The following is a 16,145-nucleotide window of genomic DNA, read 5'->3' on the forward strand; positions in this document are numbered from 1 at the left end:
ATGCTATACCTTTTTAAAAAGTAAACAAAATGAAAGTAAATATGCTCAGCCGAGTTGCAGACGGAATGTTTTGGCTCAACCGATATATGGAAAGAACAGATGGAATGTTACTTACCCTAAACACCTTTTATATCTTGTCTTTTGACAAAGAAACGAATGATTCTCAAGGGTATAAACCGTTATTGGAATACTACACTGATTTGTCCATGGAACAAATAAATCAAATGCAATACGACACAAATTTTGTTTTAAAGTATATCATTTGCGATAGTCCAAACCATAATTCCGTAAAGAATCTCGTTATCAAAGCACGAGAAAATGCGAGAGGATCCCAAGATAAAATTACAAAAGAACTTTGGGAACACATCAATTCTTTGTATCACTTCATGAATTCGCCCGACTTGCCAAAAAAATTAGAAACTTCTGATGCGAGTAATATTATCTCAAAACTCAATAAAGATTTTTTGCTGTACAATGGAATTCTTCAGGTTACAATGCCCAGAGGATTGGGTTGGTGTTTTTCAAGTATTGGTAAACATATAGAAAGATGTCTGCAAACCATTTCTCTGACCCAAGCGTACTATGCGCCTATTCAGTATAATCTAGATGGAAATGAAGATTTATTGTATTGGAGAAGATTATTACTTTCTCTTTCTGGCTACGAATTATACTTAAAAAGTTACAGTAATATTCCGCACAATCGCAAAGTGGTGCAACAGGTTATCTTCAATAGAGATTTTGCCCATTCCGTGATTTATACTTTAGAATTAATAGACACCTATTTGAACAATTTGTTTAAAGATAATAATCTTAGCGAAGCACGAACATTGCACAATCAATTTGGAAGACTTAAAAGTTCAGTAGAATTTACGGATTATCATCATCTTACCAACAAAGAATTAGAAGACGTACTTAACAATACCAGAACACAATTAATACAGTTTTCTACAGATTTTTCTAAATTATTTTTCTCTTATACGTAATATAAAATGGCAATTTTCAAAATAGTTCACATCACAAAATACCAATACAACTGGCCCATAAAAGAAAGTATAAATGAGATTCGTTTATTCCCACACCATTTTGACAACCAAGATGTACTTCAATACCAGCTTTTAATAACGAATAATCCCGAGGTGGAAATTTCTCAGGATTATTTCGGTAATCGAGTAGGCAACTTTAATACATTGGAAGCACATACTGAAATGACTATCGAATCAAGAATGTTAGTTCGTGTCAATCATTCGCTTAAAATACCGGAAATAGATCATACTACGGTAAAGGATTTGGCAAAAGAAAAAGAAAAAAGCATTTCTTTACTGCGACTTGGTTATCCCGAAACCATCAAAAAGCAAAACGAAATCAATGCAATTCTGGACGAAATAAACTGTATTGATAAACCTATTATAGAAATTGCGCAGCAATGCAATCAATACATTTTTACAAATTTTAAGTACACCAAAGGAATCACCAATATTGAAACCACCGTCGATGAGATTTTAGAAATTAGAAAAGGAGTTTGCCAAGACTTTGCGCATGTACTATTACAACTCCTACGTACGGCAGGAATTCCATCAAGATATGTGAGCGGATATATTTGCCCTAACGAAAGCGGACTCAGAGGCGAAGGTGCCACACATGCCTGGGTCGAAATTTACACTCCAAAACAGGGCTGGCTTGGTTTAGACCCTACTAACAATATCTGGACCATGGACAATCACGTAAAACTTTCCGTAGGTCGTAATTTCTATGATTGCACGCCGGTAAAAGGGACTTTCAAGGGACTTTCCAGACAAACGCTCTCCGTATGCGTTTCGATAGGCTACGAAGATGGAAGACAATTTGAAGATATAAATGATGTGCAACTCGAAGAAGTTTCCATAGAACTCCAAGAACAATTGGATTACATTGAGTTACTGCAGCAGCAACAAAAGCAACAGCAACAGCAATAATCAAGTTATTTGGCACAAAAAAAGCGAATCAAAAATAATAATTTGATTCGCTTTTTTAGCTAAATATAAGAACTGAAACTAAACCGATTCTAAACTATTACATATTAAACAACCAACTTTGAGGATTGTTGTAGGTAGTATTTTGAAGAATTAAAAATTTGATTATCGTTTTACCTTCACTATTTGTTCTAACTTTTCCAAGACTCTGTTTGGTACTTACTTTATCGCCTTTATTGACAAACACAGAACTTAAATTTTGATACACTGTAAAGAAATCCCCGTGTTGTATCATTACCGCTTTATTTATAGGTGATAAAACAATTACACTGGTTACTTCCCCTCCAAAAACGGCTCTTGCACTAGCTCCAGCATCAGTTGTAATCTCCACTCCACTATTGTGAATAACTAAGGTTTTATATACAGGATGCGCCTGATCTCCATATCCTAATGACACAAATCCTTTTTCTACCGGCCAAGGTAATTTTCCTCTATTGGCTCTAAAGTTATCAGCGATTAATTTGGTTTCAGCTGTTAGTTCAATTTTTGATGAAGATACTGAAGACGTAGCCGCAATTTCTTTAGCTCGTGTTTTTATTTCGGCTTTTGTTTCTGTTTTTGCATCCGCTTTTGATTCCGCTTTAGCCTTTTCCATCGCTCTTTCCATCGCTGCTTTTCTATTGGCTTCAGCAATCGCCTGACGAATTAATCGGTCAATTTGTTTATCGATTTGTCTCGACTCTTGTTGTTTTTTCTTAATTTCAGCGAGAATCTTGCTTTTATCTTTCTTAATGGATTTGACTAATTTTTCTTGCTCTTGTCTTTCTTTTTCTAATGACAAACGCTCTTTTTCATTTTCAGCAATAAGTTTTTGTTTGGCCGTTTTTTGCACATTCAGCTTTCCATTATAATCGACAAGTTCACCTGTTTTCGTCTTTATTTCTTCCCCTTGCATTTTTCTGTAATTCGTATACTGCTTCATATACTGTGCTCTTTTATACGCTTGCAAGAAATTCTCAGAAGACAATAAGAACATCGCTCTACTCTCCTCAGAACGGCTTTTATACGACTTTACAATCATCTCCGCGTAATCTTCCTTTAAGATTACCAGTTCTTTCTTGAGTTTATTAATTTTTACCTGATTAATATACATATCATTCCCCAAAAGCTTTGTTTGCTTTTCAGTAGTATTGATCAGTTTTTCTTTAAGCTTTATCTTATTGCTTTGAATAACAATTACATTTACAGCCGTTTTTTCTTTTTTCTTTACGGTTTGCAATAGCTTTTCATTTTCGCGAATTTCTTTTTGAATCTGGGCTTTTCGTTCTTCTAATTTTTCTTGTTGTGTTTCCTGGCTCCATAGTAATGAAGTCATGCTTATAAAAATTAGGCTTAGGAGAAATTTTGGCATATTAAAAAAATATTTTTTGCAAATTTACTTAATTATAATTCTTTTGTACCCATTTGGAACACTATAAGGAAAAGAAAGTTCCTCATTGAATGTTATTGTGTTATAATCTAAATTAATTTCCGTTTTACCTTTCTTTTGAAACGTATTTATAGAAACATTTGAAGGCAATGTCGCTTCATTGTACACCTTGTTATCTGAATAAGCAACCTGAATCATTCTATCTTCAGCAGTTTGTTTTATTTCCTGTCTTTTGACCAAAAATTTCTCCGTATCAAAAAAGAACGATTTTTTCGTATTGTTATTAGAAACATCATCCAGTCTATAGGTTTGTTCCACTAATGACTCGGTATATTTTCCTTTATTCAAATCATCAATTGCATCGCCAAGTAACATATTTTGGATCTTATTAAAATCTAAATCAGTTCCCAGCCATTGGCTCAATCCCCTGAAATCCCCTTCAAAATAACTGCCGTTTATTTTTTCATAATAGTTTACTGCAGTTGGCGTAATCAATGCTTTTGCCATTGTAATACCCAAAAACCGAATACTAATCAAGATTTGTTGGTCTTTCTTTATTTTTATTTCGGCAGTAACATTTTGAGTTTGTTTCTCATCAGCATATCTTGCGTTGGACTTAATATATAATGTAGAAAAATTGTTTTTATTGTTGTAATGATTTTCTATTATTTTGTCAGCAGTCAAATAGTTTGATTTTACACTAGCCTCTGCCACAATAGCTTTCGATTTACACGAAGCCATAAAGACTACAAGTACCAGTAATATTGAAAATTTTTTCATTATTTTTTTTGTTTTAATAATTCGTTGGCTTTGGAGAAATACATTTCTTTTTTCTTGAAATCTCCCAAACCGTTATATGCTTCTCCAAGCTGGATATTGAAATTTGTTTCTAATGTTATGTCGTCTACCAAATAATCTAAACCCATTTCCAGAATTGCTGCCGCTTTTTTATATTGCTGCAATTGATTATTTGCTAAACCTGAATAATAATAAAACTGCGGTTGCGTAGGAAATGTTTCAATCATTGTCATGGCTTTTTTGGCAACCAAATCAAACTGTTTTACTTCAGTATACGCTTGAAGCAAAAGTAAATTCGTTTCGATATCTTCAGCTGAACTGTTCTTTAAAGCACGTTCATAAAACATAATGGCTTTGTCCCATTGCTTTTTACTATGATAATATTTTCCAATTTCTTTAGCTACATCAACAGTTGCATCAGTATCGAAATAGGCAATTGCTTTTTCTAAATCAGGAGAATATTGAGGATTTTTATCCACAAATATCAAAAACTCATTCAGCATTCTATGTTTTATCTTTGAATCTATTTTGGCACTGGCCAAAGAAATATTCATGGCATTTATAGCTTTTGGAGCTTCATTGTTATCCAAATAAACTTTGAACAAACTCACCTGCGCCCATTCAGAATTTGGAATTGCCGCTGCTAACTTTTTGGTTATTTCAAATGCTTTCTCCGTTTCATTATTCTTAGAATACAAATTAATCAATGCGATATAGTTGGATTCTTCTTTTGGATTTTTATCGATTTGTGCTATTAAATTGGACTCTTCAACATCTTGAAATTTCCCTTCCGATAAAATCTGCATTTTATATAATTCCCTTCTTTCCGATTTTCCAAAAGTGGCATTCAATTCATTGATGAGATCAAGCGCTTTGTCAAATTGCTTAGTCCCCATATAAAGCGATGTTAAATCCTCTTTATACTTTTCGTCAAATGGTATTAATTTATTGATGGCAATCAGCGCTTGATTATAATTGCTGGTTTCATAACTCACATCATACATTCCCACCCAAAACCATCTGTTTTTTGGATCAATTTGTGTGGCGTGTTCAAATGAACTGTATGCATTTCCATAATCCTTTGATGCCAGATAATTTTTTCCTAATTCGAAATAGACTGTGGCATTATTGGGTTGGAGTTTTACACATTGTTCTAAAGCTTTAATTGCTTTGTCATAATTTTCAATCCCCTTTTGAAGCAACGCTTCATAAAAAAATTCCTGAAACTGATTTTTTTCCTGCTTAATTTCTTCCGGTTCGGTTTGCGCCAATAGCAAAGCTGAATTGCATTGCAAAACCAAAAATAGAATTATGAAAGCCCCTTTTTTCATTGAATGTTTCTTGCCATTTCATCACTTTGGATGCAGTTATTCTAACACTGAATAATCCCCAATACTGATGCTTGTAAAATTACCGTCAAAATTGGCATGATTCCCTATCATGGCATTATCCAGATTTGCATTTTTAATATGGGAATGGGTTTGTACCAAACTGTTTTTTATGGTACTGTTTGACACATGACATCCTTTTCCTAACGACACATTAGGTCCAACAGTTGCATTGACTAAAACCACATCTTCCCCAATATAACATGGCGGAATGATGGTTGAATTTTCTAACTTAACATCAAAGTCCACTAAATGTATTCCATCGTTGTGCAGGAATCCTAACATTCTGGAATTCGTTTCCACGGTAACGTCTTTGTTTCCACAATCCATCCACTCGGCTACTTTACCGGGAACAAATACCATGCCTTTTGCCATCATTTGCTTTATTCCATCGTTAATTTGATATTCTCCACCGTGAATAATATTATTATCTAATACTAATTGAAGTTCATTTTTTAAAATGGCAACATCTTTAAAATAGTAAATTCCAATAACCGCAAGATCCGAAACAAACTCCTTGGGTTTCTCCACCAGTTCTACTATTTCATTCGCATCGTTTAGGTTTATCACCCCAAAAGCTTCCGGATGATCTACTTGTTTTACCCAAATAACACTATCAGCATTTTGATCTAAATCGAAATCGGCGCGAATTAAAGTATCGGCATAAGCAATAACAGCTGGCCCAATCAAAGAATCTTTGGCGCACATAATAGCGTGACCGGTTCCTAAAGCTTCGTTTTGATAATAAATAGTTCCTTTGGCACCTAATTTTTGAGCTATTTCGATTAAATCCTCTTCCACTTTTGCTCCAAAACTTTCATGAATAATAAAGGCAATTTCTTCAATATCTTGATTCAAAACAGCTGCAATATCTTCTACCAAACGGTGTACAATAGGTTTACCTGCAATAGGAATTAATGGTTTAGGAATGGTTAATGTATGCGGCCTTAATCTGGAACCTCGCCCAGCCATTGGTACTATTATTTTCATGTTCTTTTATATTAAAAGATTGAAAAATTAAAAGATTGAAAAATTAGAATTTAAATCTTTTAATTATTAAATCTTTGAAATTATTAAATTAATTTATTTCACTCCAGTACTTCCAAAACCGCCTTCGCCTCTTGAAGTTTCGCTTAATTCCTGAACTTCTATCCATTCTGCACGTTCGTGTTGTGCGATGATGAGTTGTGCGATGCGTTCCCCATTTTCGACCACAAAAGCTTCATTGGATAAATTTACTAAAATCACTCCTATTTCTCCTCGATAATCAGCATCAACTGTTCCGGGAGAATTGAGGACGGTGATTCCTTTTTTGGCAGCCAGACCACTTCTTGGGCGAACCTGTGCTTCGTATCCTATAGGTAATTCTATGAAAAGTCCTGTTTTTACTATGGCTCTTCCCAATGGATTCAAGGTTATTGATTCCGTTAAGTTAGCTCTTAAATCCATTCCTGCCGAAGCTATGGTTTCATAGTTTGGCAAAGCATGTTGCGATTTATTAATAATTTTTATTGTCATTGTTATTTTTTTTAGCCGTGATGAGAGTGAAAAGCCTTTATTTTAAAATTGTATTTTTTCTTGGACAAAAAGAGCGACCAAAGGAAGCTCCTTTATGGACTTAGAAAAAACCAATTTTAAAGTAAAGCTTGCAACGTACAGCGCGATTAGCTTCTAATTAAATGCTAGTTGTTTTTTCGGTTCAAAATTCGGGTTAACATTTCTTTTTCGTTGTAATATATGAAATACATGAATGCGAGTAGTAATGGAATTCCAACAAAATAATTTTCTCTAAAACCATAGAATGAAATGGCCGAAAATCCTATTGAAAGACCAAGATATCCACCTATTTTCTTGGCATCATAAGGTATTGGATAGTATTTATTCCCTAAATAATAGGAGATAAACATCATGCTTCCATAAGCCGCTATTGTTGCGATTGCTGATCCATAATAACTCATCGTGGGGATAAGCAGGTAATTTAACACCAATGTCACAATTGCGCCAACAATGGAGATATAAGCCCCAATATAGGTTTTATCGATGAGTTTGTACCAAACGGAAAGATTCGTGTAAATTCCGAGGAAAAAATTGGCTAAAATAATCAGCGGAACGACTTTCATGGCTTCCCAATAGGACGTATCACGAATCATAAGCTGTTTTAAAACATCGGCAAAAACGATTACTCCCAATAAAATAAAAGAACCAAAAATGACAAAATATTTAGTCACTGTAGCATAGGTTTGCGGTGCATTCGCATTAGATGCATGGCTGAAAAAAAATGGTTCAATTCCTAAAGTATAAGCCGTTCTATACAAAACCATGAATAGCCCTAATTTATAACAGGCGGAATACACTCCAACTTCAGCTTCGGCAATATTTACCGGTAATAATTTCCCTAATAGAATTTTATCAAATTGCTCGTTGATGGCAAATGCAATTCCGGCGACCATTATAGGCAATCCGTAACGCATCATTCGTTTCCAAAGAGCAGCATCAAACTTCCATTTAAGCAAGATGTAATCTGGTGACAACACTACAAATGTCAATAAACTGGCAATGATATTAGCTAAAAAGATATAGCCAATCTGGAAGTTTTCAATATACAAGGAACCTAAAAATCCATTTGGATGGGATTCCGCAATTTTGGGTAAAAAGAGTAAAAAGAAAACGCTTAAAGAAAGATTAATTAAAACATTTCCAATTTTTATTGCAGCATAAACCATCGGTTTTTGGTAAGCTCTCAATTTTGAAAACGGAATAATCACTAAAGCATCCAATGCTAAAATCCAAATGGTATAGGTGATGTATTGCGCATCTATCCCTGACCATTGAGACAAGGTATTTCGATATAAAAGCCCAACAAATAGAAAAGAAATGGAGGTCCAAAAAATCGAAACCATAGTAGTCTCTACAACGGACTTCTTGTTTGTTTCATTATTATAAAACCTAAAAAAAGCGGTTTCCATTCCGTAAGCCAAAATAACGTTGAAAAAAATCATCCAAGCGAAAATTATGGAGACTTTTCCATACTCGGCTTTTGGCAATAAATCAGTGTAAAGTGGAACTAGTAAAAAACTGAACATTCTAGGTATAACCGTAGCTAGTCCATAAATTGCTGTTTGTTTGAAAAGGCTTTTATATAATCCCAAAATGATTTATCTGTTTATATTTATAAAAACAAAAATAACTAATTCTTTGGTTTATTTATCGATGGATACGCAATCATTGGCTTTTCTTTGGGATTTACTATTTTAAAAAAAAGGGTTTGATCCATTTTCTTATATTCCAATACTGCTTCGTTAGGTTTTAAATCGAATTTGGGTTTTATAATAACGGGTGCTTTGTTCCCATATTCTTTTAAGAAATCACTATCCAGGATTAAATCTGGAATGCTGTTTTTTTGATAAAAATGTGCTACGAAAGTATTTTTGGTAGCTTCTTCAAGATTTGATTCCTGATTTCTAAAATAGATTTTCTCCAACTTAATCTCCTTAGAAAGCCGTTTTTTGAATTCAATGTAAAAATCAATGCCGCTTCCTTTCTCTCCATCCAACCATTTTTGAAAATAAACGGATTTTATTTCTTGTGGAAATTCCGTTTGAAGTTCCTGTTTCATAGCACAAAAAGTTAAGCTAATAACAAGTATAAAAAAGAGCAAAATTCTTTTACATCGTTTCATCTTTTGGAGATTTAACTTAATCCGTCTTCGTTTAAAATTTTAAGAAAATGAAATCCTTTTGGGACATATCCTTGGTTATAATAAAAGCGGTGTGCCGTAAAATTTCCAGTAAAAGCATCCAAAACAATCATGGTACAACCCGTTTCTTTCGCTTTTGCGTCTATATAATCTGTCATCATTTTCCCCAAACCTTTGGAGCGATGTTCCGGATGAACGATAAAATTGTCGATCTCGATGTATTTTCCCGACCAAAGTTTTGTTCCCGACCAAAATCCTGAAACAGCCACACAAACTTCATTTTCGAATACAGCTACTTGCTTGTAATTATGTGGAATCATCTCAACCAAATAGGCTCCATATTTTTCTAAAGTAAAAGTGGGATATAAAAATCGCATTACTTCAATATTGCTAAGCATTTCGTCTAAGGTGGTCAGTTCTCTAATTTCCAATTTCATTCTTCCTACTGTGTTTTAAACTATAAAATTAAACAAAAAAAGAGCCAACACATGGTTGGCTCTTAGAATATATTTTGAATCAATAATTTATTATCCATTCAATGCTTCCGCACCACCAACAATCTCTAAGATCTCATTAGTAATAGAAGCTTGACGTGCTTTATTATAGGTCAATTTCAATTGATTTCTCAATTCAGTTGCGTTATCAGTTGCTTTATGCATGGCTGTCATACGCGCTCCGTGCTCTGAAGCAAATGAATCACGAATTCCTTTATACAATTGTGTTTTCAATGATTTTGGAATCAAGGTCAACACAATTTCTTCTTTTGAAGGTTCAAATATATAATCGCCAGTTGAAACTGTAAGATCAGATTTTATGGGTGCTAATGGCAAAAATTGTTCTGTTTGAACGATTTGTGTTGCAGCATTTTTAAATTGGTTGTAAATCAACTCAATTTTATCATATTCTCCAGAAACGAATTTCTCAGTTAACAAGTCCGCAATTTTAGCTACATTATCAAAAGTTAAATCGTCAAAAACAGTGCTTTGATTATCTACTACTGACAATGTTTTGCTCAAAACATCATTTCCTTTTTTACCGATGGCAAAAATATCAACTTGTTTTCCGGCATAAAACTCAGAACGGTTTTTAGCTTCTTTGATAACATTTGTATTAAATGCACCACACAAACCTCTATTTGAAGTTATGGCTACCACTAAAACTTTTTTTATCTCACGTTGTGTTGTAAACTCTCCACCTGCATCACCTTCAAGTGTCGCAGAAAGATTTTGCAATAATTCCGTTAATTTTTCGGCATAAGGGCGCATTGCTGTAATTGCATCTTGTGCTTTCTTTAGCTTTGCTGCAGAAACCATTTTCATTGCCGATGTAATTTGCATCGTAGATGAAACGGAAGTAATTCTATTACGGATTTCCTTTAAATTTGCCATTGTTTTGTAAGTATTAAGTAGTAATTGTTAAGTAATAAGTAATAAAGAAAACCTTACTACTTACTACTTAAAATTTAAAACTTTTTTAGTTATATTTTGCTGATAATTCTTTTGCTACAGTTTCGATTACATCTGTAATTTCGTCTGTTAATTTTCCTGCTTTCAAAGCATCAAGAGTACCTCTGTGTTTGTTGTTCAAGAATTCCAAGAAATCTTTCTCAAATTCTCTTACTTTATTTACAGGAACATTTCTCAATAAGTTTTTAGAACCAGCATAGATAATCGCAACTTGATCTTCAACAGTATAAGGATCATTCAAACCTTGTTTCAAGATTTCAACGTTTCTTTTTCCTTTTTCAATTACGTTTAAAGTAACTGCATCTAAATCAGAACCAAATTTAGCAAACGCTTCCAATTCACGGAATTGTGCTTGATCCAGTTTTAAAGTACCTGCTACTTTTTTCATTGATTTAATTTGTGCATTTCCTCCAACACGAGATACTGAAATACCTACGTTAATCGCTGGACGAACCCCAGAGTTAAACAAATCTCCATCCAAGAAAATTTGACCATCTGTAATCGAAATTACGTTTGTTGGGATATAGGCAGAAACGTCACCAGCTTGAGTTTCAATAATTGGTAAAGCAGTCAATGAACCACCACCTTTTACAATTGATTTCAATGAATCTGGCAAATCGTTCATGTCTTTAGCAATTCCATCATCTGCAATTACTTTACAAGCACGTTCTAATAATCTACTGTGAAGGTAGAAAACGTCTCCAGGATATGCTTCACGTCCCGGTGGTCTTCTTAATAAGAGAGAAACCTCACGATACGCAACAGCTTGTTTAGATAAATCATCATAAACAATTAAAGCCGGGCGACCTGAATCTCTAAAATATTCTCCAATTGCAGCACCTGCGAAAGGAGCATAAACTTGCATTGGAGCTGGATCAGAAGCATTAGCAGCAACGATAATGGTATATGCCATTGCCCCTTTTTCTTCTAACATTTTAGCAATTCCTGCTACAGTTGACGCTTTTTGTCCAATTGCAACATATATACAGAATACTGGTTTCCCAGCATCGTAAAATTCTTTTTGATTTAAGATGGTATCAATACAAACAGTTGATTTACCTGTTTGACGGTCCCCAATAACTAGCTCACGTTGTCCACGACCAACTGGAATCATAGCATCTACTGCTTTGATACCTGTTTGTAATGGCTCAGTAACTGGTTGACGGAAGATAACTCCAGGAGCTTTTCTTTCCAAAGGCATCTCGTATAAGTCTCCACCTATTGGTCCTTTTCCATCAATTGGAAAACCAAGAGTGTTTACTACACGACCTACCATTTGTTCTCCTACTTTAAGAGAAGCAATACGTTGTGTTCTTTTTGCAGTTGAACCTTCTTTGATTCCTGTAGATGGTCCTAAAAGTACCACACCCACATTGTCTTCTTCAAGATTCAAAACAATAGCTTCTAATCCATTGTCAAATTCAACTAACTCTCCATATTGAACATTCGAAAGCCCGTAAACACGAGCAATACCATCTCCAACTTGAAGTACTGTTCCTACTTCTTCTAGTGTAGCACCAGATTCAAAACCTTCTACTTGCTTTCTTAATATTGCTGAAATTTCAGCAGGTTTGATTTCCGCCATCTTAATTTATAATTTAGACACTTAACTGTGTAATAAAACTAATTACTTAACTCTCTCTTTAATACTTGTAATCTGTTAGCTACTGATGCATTGTACTGCTTGTCGCCTATTCTTAGAATAAATCCTCCAATGATTGAAGCATCTACTATATTTTCTATTGTGATTTTTTTATCCGATAATGTTGCAATTTTTGCTAAAACTTTAGCTTCTAATGCTGCATCCATTGTAATAGCTGTAGTCACTTGCGCCACTTCAACACCATTCATGATATCAGATAATTTACTGTATTCTAAAGCAATCGCTTCCAGAATTTCGAATCTTTTGTTTTCAAATAATAAATGAAATAACCCTTGAGTTACACCATTGATACCTGCAAAAACTTCTAACAGTGCTTTTTCTTTAACTTCCACTTTCATGGTAGGATTTTGAATAAAAGTACTCAATTCCAAATTACCATTAATTGTCGAAGCAATAGATTTCATATCGTTATTTACAACTTCGGCAACACCTTTTGAGTTTGCTAAGTCTAGAATTGCTTTTGCATAACGAATTGCTGCTCTTGTACTTGCCATAATTGTTAGTTTAACTTTACGTCACCTAACATTTTCTCAACTAATTTAGTTTGAGCTTCTTTGTTAGATAATTCGTCTTTCAATATTTTTTCTGCGATACTCAATGATAAAGTTGAAACTTGTAATTTCAATTCAGCCATTGCTGCATTTTTTTCACTTTCAATTGCTGCTTTCGCTTGCTCAATCATTTTTAAACCTTGAGCCTGTGCTTCGTTTTTAGCATCAGCAACCATTTTCTCTTTCATTTCACGAGCATCTTTAAGCATGTTGTCACGCTCTAATCTTGCTTCTTGTAAAATACGTTGGTTATCTGCTTGCAAATTTTGCATTTCTTTTCTAGCGTTTTCAGCAGAAAGTAATGCATTTTTAATTCCTTCTTCTCTATCATTTACTGCATCAAGAATTGGTTTCCAAGCGAATTTTTTTAATAAGAATATTAATCCAACAAATATTAAAACTTGCCAAATAAACAAACCAAACGAAAAATCATTTATTAACTTATCCATTATATATAATTATAAATTTTTTATGTTTTAATTTTAAAAACAATAGTCACAACCAACCGTTGCAACTATTGCTTTTTTAGTTTTAATTAAGATGCGAATAACGCAGCGAAACCAATACCTTCAATAAGTGCAGCTGCAATAAGCATAGCTGTTTGGATTTTTCCTGAAGCTTCTGGTTGACGAGCAATAGCGTCCATTGCTGAACCACCAATTCTACCAATACCTAAACCTGCTCCGATTACAATTAATCCTGCTCCTACAATAGTTGGAATTTGCATAATATATATATTAAAAATTAAACATTCTTATTAATAGTCTAAAGTTGTAAAGTCTAATGTCATAAAGTCAAGCTGACTTTTAAACCTTCGACGTTTGACTTTCGACTTAATGGTGAGCCTCGTCGTGATGATGCTCTTCGTTTCCTGCTCCAAAATAAAGTGCAGATAACATTGTGAAAATATAAGCTTGTAAAAACGCAACCAATATTTCAAGGATAGAAAGCGCAAATGCTAATCCAAAAGATAACGTGCTTCCAATCCAGCTTTTAAAGATAAACATTAAACCAATGATACTCATTAAAACTACGTGTCCAGCTAACATATTAGCGTACAAACGTATCATTAATGAAAATGGTTTGATTATTGTTCCTAATAATTCTATTGGTGCCAAGATAAATTTCATCGGAGTTGGCACACCTGGCATCCAGAAAATGTGTCCCCAATAATTTTTATTAGCTGTTAAAGTTGTAATGATATACGTTAAAATTGCCAACGATACTGTAATAGCGATATTTCCAGTTACATTAAATCCAAGTGGCATCAATCCTAAAATATTAAGAAAAAGAATAAAGAAAAATATAGTAAGCAAATAGCTCATGTATTTTTTATAGTTTTTTTCTCCAATATTTGGAATTGCAATTTCGTCACGCACATACAAAACAAGAGGTTCAAAAATACGTCCCAATCCTGAAGCGATTCCATTATTTTTAGCATACGATTTTGCTAAACCTGAAAACAAGAAAAACATAAATAAGGAAACTAACATTATACCGATAACACTTTTAGTGATTGAGAAATCTATCGGTCTGATATTTGTTGGAAATCCATTTTCTCCTTCTGTTAATTCTCCAGAAGCATCTGTTTTATATATTTTTTCGTGGTGTAACACATAATAGTTACCATTGTGTTCCGCCGTTTCTTCACCATGATGGAATTTTGAAGAAGAAAAAACCTGCAATCCATTATCCCAAAGAATAATTGGTAATGAAAAACCATAATGTTCACCTGTTTCTTCATTTACAGAAAATGTAAAATCATGAGCATCCAAAAGGTGATGATTGATAAATTCCTTGATTTTAGATTTTACATCTGTTGGTTCAGCATGAGCTTCTTCTGACACCTCATGAGCAACTTCTGTTTTTACTTTTACAGTATCCACTTCAGGATTTGCAAAACTAATTAATGGAAGACATGCTACTAAAGCTACTAATATAAATCTAAGTGGTTTGTTTGAAATCACCATAACAGTTAATTATCTTAATTTATTACGTTTCTGAAATTTGGTGCAAATGTACATTTTTTATTAATATTCAAAAGCATATAAAAATTTATTTTTTGAAGCATTTGATACATAAACATCATATTTATTGCTTTTCGTTTAGTATGCGTATCGTTAGAACGGTTTCAATTGCTAAAAAGAGAATAAACATCGCAAAAAAATTCTTCTTCTCCATTGTGTTATTTTGAGTTGAAGCCTGCAATAAAGGTCTTAAAATCAAGTAGCAAAAAATCATCTTAACGCTTGTACTTAATAGAAATGACATTCCTATATTGTCAAAACTACGCTCTTTGACTTTCAACAAAACAATAAAGACTAGTATTGATAAGCCTAAAAACAGTAAATAAAGGGTTTCTATCGAATAGTGAAAAGCTTTATCATTTATATCAAAAGCATAAAAAACAACTTTGTGAAGGATGTAAGCTAATCCGGCGAGTAACAATAGGTTTAAGAGCGGTTTGTAATTTTTTAAATTCATTGGGTTTGGTTTTTGCCGAGAAGGCACTAGCGGGCAAAGTTATTTTAAATTCAATGAATCACAAACCTACTTGGTCTAATATTGATTTGTACTGATCTTTAATATTTAAAAAAATTATTGTGATTTATTGATTTCGTTAACTTGTCTTATCACATTATATAACGCTAACGCAACGCCAATCATCACTAAAACTTTATTGTAATACACCTTAGGGCTGGGATGATTTTCGTCTAACCAATTTCCCAGATAGGAAAACAGAAAGATGATTGCTCCCATTTGAATCGGGATGTTAATCAAGGCGAGCCACTTACTAGCTTGTTTTTTGTTGGGTTTGTTGTCCATCGTGCGGCATTAGATTTTTTATATTGGTCTTCATTGTACAAGAAGCACTAAAATCAGCACCCGGCTCTACCGATAATTTCCCTACCGAAACTTCGCCATGAATACTTGCTTTCGATTTCACGTTTAATATTTCGGTAACATGAATTTTACCGTTGAACTTCCCTTCTATATCAGCATTCTTGCAAACTATATCACCGGTAACACTTCCTGCTGGCCCTATAACTATTTTTCCGCTGGATTGAAAATTACCAATTAATTCTCCATCCAATCTAAAATCAGCCTGAGAAATAATATCGCCTTTTATGGTAGTTCCCTCTACTATCCTATTGGTTTTACCCAAGAGATCCGTGTATGATTTTGGCTTTTTATCAAACATGA

19 protein-coding genes are annotated in these 16,145 nt (G+C 33.7%); 2 read left to right on the forward strand and 17 right to left on the reverse strand.

The features are described 5' to 3' along the window. Positions 1-29 precede the first annotated feature (29 nt). Both ACM55H_RS01105 and ACM55H_RS01110 read left to right on the forward strand, forming a co-directional pair. Complete coding sequence (locus ACM55H_RS01105; protein WP_416834749.1) at positions 30-983, forward strand: alpha-E domain-containing protein; 954 nt, start codon at positions 30-32, stop codon at positions 981-983. A gap of 6 nt (positions 984-989) precedes the next feature. Further along, complete coding sequence (locus tag ACM55H_RS01110) at positions 990-1,952, forward strand: transglutaminase family protein (RefSeq protein ID WP_416834750.1); 963 nt, start codon at positions 990-992, stop codon at positions 1,950-1,952. Positions 1,953-2,049: 97 nt separating this feature from the next. Here ACM55H_RS01110 and ACM55H_RS01115 read toward each other — a convergent pair whose 3' ends face one another. From ACM55H_RS01115 to ACM55H_RS01195, 17 genes are all read right to left on the reverse strand, one after another. Beyond that, positions 2,050-3,324: a murein hydrolase activator EnvC family protein gene (locus ACM55H_RS01115; protein ID WP_416834751.1), complete on the reverse strand. Its 1,275-nt coding sequence runs from the start codon at positions 3,322-3,324 to the stop codon at positions 2,050-2,052. A 60-nt stretch (positions 3,325-3,384) separates the two neighbouring features. After that, entirely contained in the window at positions 3,385-4,158 is a 774-nt protein-coding gene (gene lolB1 / locus ACM55H_RS01120; protein WP_416834752.1) for a lipoprotein insertase outer membrane protein LolB1, read from the reverse strand. Beyond that, positions 4,158-5,507, reverse strand: a complete 1,350-nt coding sequence (locus ACM55H_RS01125; RefSeq protein WP_416834753.1) for a tetratricopeptide repeat protein — start codon at positions 5,505-5,507, stop codon at positions 4,158-4,160. Before ACM55H_RS01125 ends, lolB1 begins: the two co-directional genes overlap by 1 nt. Before the next feature lie 36 nt (positions 5,508-5,543). Next, positions 5,544-6,554, reverse strand: coding sequence for a sugar phosphate nucleotidyltransferase (locus tag ACM55H_RS01130; protein ID WP_416834754.1), 1,011 nt, complete (start codon positions 6,552-6,554; stop codon positions 5,544-5,546). Between the two features lie 93 nt (positions 6,555-6,647). Then, entirely contained in the window at positions 6,648-7,082 is a 435-nt protein-coding gene (gene dut, locus ACM55H_RS01135) for a dUTP diphosphatase (RefSeq protein WP_416834755.1), read from the reverse strand. A 164-nt stretch (positions 7,083-7,246) separates the two neighbouring features. Further along, a complete protein-coding gene (locus ACM55H_RS01140) occupies positions 7,247-8,713 on the reverse strand; it encodes a lipopolysaccharide biosynthesis protein (RefSeq protein WP_416834756.1) in 1,467 nt (488 codons plus the stop codon). A 38-nt stretch (positions 8,714-8,751) separates the two neighbouring features. Then, a complete protein-coding gene (locus tag ACM55H_RS01145; RefSeq protein WP_416834757.1) occupies positions 8,752-9,180 on the reverse strand; it encodes a hypothetical protein in 429 nt (142 codons plus the stop codon). Positions 9,181-9,254: 74 nt separating this feature from the next. After that, positions 9,255-9,698, reverse strand: coding sequence for a GNAT family N-acetyltransferase (locus ACM55H_RS01150; protein WP_416834758.1), 444 nt, complete (start codon positions 9,696-9,698; stop codon positions 9,255-9,257). Between the two features lie 90 nt (positions 9,699-9,788). Continuing rightward, positions 9,789-10,649 carry an ATP synthase F1 subunit gamma gene (atpG, locus tag ACM55H_RS01155; RefSeq protein WP_416834759.1) on the reverse strand — a complete coding sequence of 287 codons (861 nt, stop codon included), beginning with the start codon at positions 10,647-10,649 and terminating at the stop codon, positions 9,789-9,791. Positions 10,650-10,734: 85 nt separating this feature from the next. Next, a complete protein-coding gene (gene atpA, locus ACM55H_RS01160) occupies positions 10,735-12,312 on the reverse strand; it encodes a F0F1 ATP synthase subunit alpha (protein WP_039108397.1) in 1,578 nt (525 codons plus the stop codon). A 38-nt stretch (positions 12,313-12,350) separates the two neighbouring features. Then, complete coding sequence (gene atpH / locus ACM55H_RS01165) at positions 12,351-12,884, reverse strand: ATP synthase F1 subunit delta (RefSeq protein ID WP_039108396.1); 534 nt, start codon at positions 12,882-12,884, stop codon at positions 12,351-12,353. Positions 12,885-12,889: 5 nt separating this feature from the next. Beyond that, positions 12,890-13,390 (reverse strand): F0F1 ATP synthase subunit B, encoded by a 501-nt coding sequence (locus ACM55H_RS01170; RefSeq protein WP_039108395.1) that lies wholly within the window; start codon positions 13,388-13,390, stop codon positions 12,890-12,892. An 86-nt stretch (positions 13,391-13,476) separates the two neighbouring features. Further along, a complete protein-coding gene (atpE, locus tag ACM55H_RS01175) occupies positions 13,477-13,668 on the reverse strand; it encodes an ATP synthase F0 subunit C (protein ID WP_007136870.1) in 192 nt (63 codons plus the stop codon). 106 nt (positions 13,669-13,774) lie between these two features. Beyond that, positions 13,775-14,911, reverse strand: coding sequence for a F0F1 ATP synthase subunit A (gene atpB, locus ACM55H_RS01180; protein WP_416834761.1), 1,137 nt, complete (start codon positions 14,909-14,911; stop codon positions 13,775-13,777). Between the two features lie 121 nt (positions 14,912-15,032). Continuing rightward, entirely contained in the window at positions 15,033-15,425 is a 393-nt protein-coding gene (locus ACM55H_RS01185) for a hypothetical protein (protein ID WP_416834762.1), read from the reverse strand. Positions 15,426-15,539: 114 nt separating this feature from the next. After that, positions 15,540-15,767 (reverse strand): AtpZ/AtpI family protein, encoded by a 228-nt coding sequence (locus ACM55H_RS01190; RefSeq protein ID WP_416834763.1) that lies wholly within the window; start codon positions 15,765-15,767, stop codon positions 15,540-15,542. Next, a complete protein-coding gene (locus tag ACM55H_RS01195; RefSeq protein WP_039108391.1) occupies positions 15,736-16,143 on the reverse strand; it encodes a bactofilin family protein in 408 nt (135 codons plus the stop codon). Before ACM55H_RS01195 ends, ACM55H_RS01190 begins: the two co-directional genes overlap by 32 nt. Positions 16,144-16,145: the final 2 nt, after the last annotated feature.

It is taken from the genome of Flavobacterium cryoconiti (assembly GCF_048158645.1).
GTDB lineage: Bacteria > Bacteroidota > Bacteroidia > Flavobacteriales > Flavobacteriaceae > Flavobacterium > Flavobacterium cryoconiti.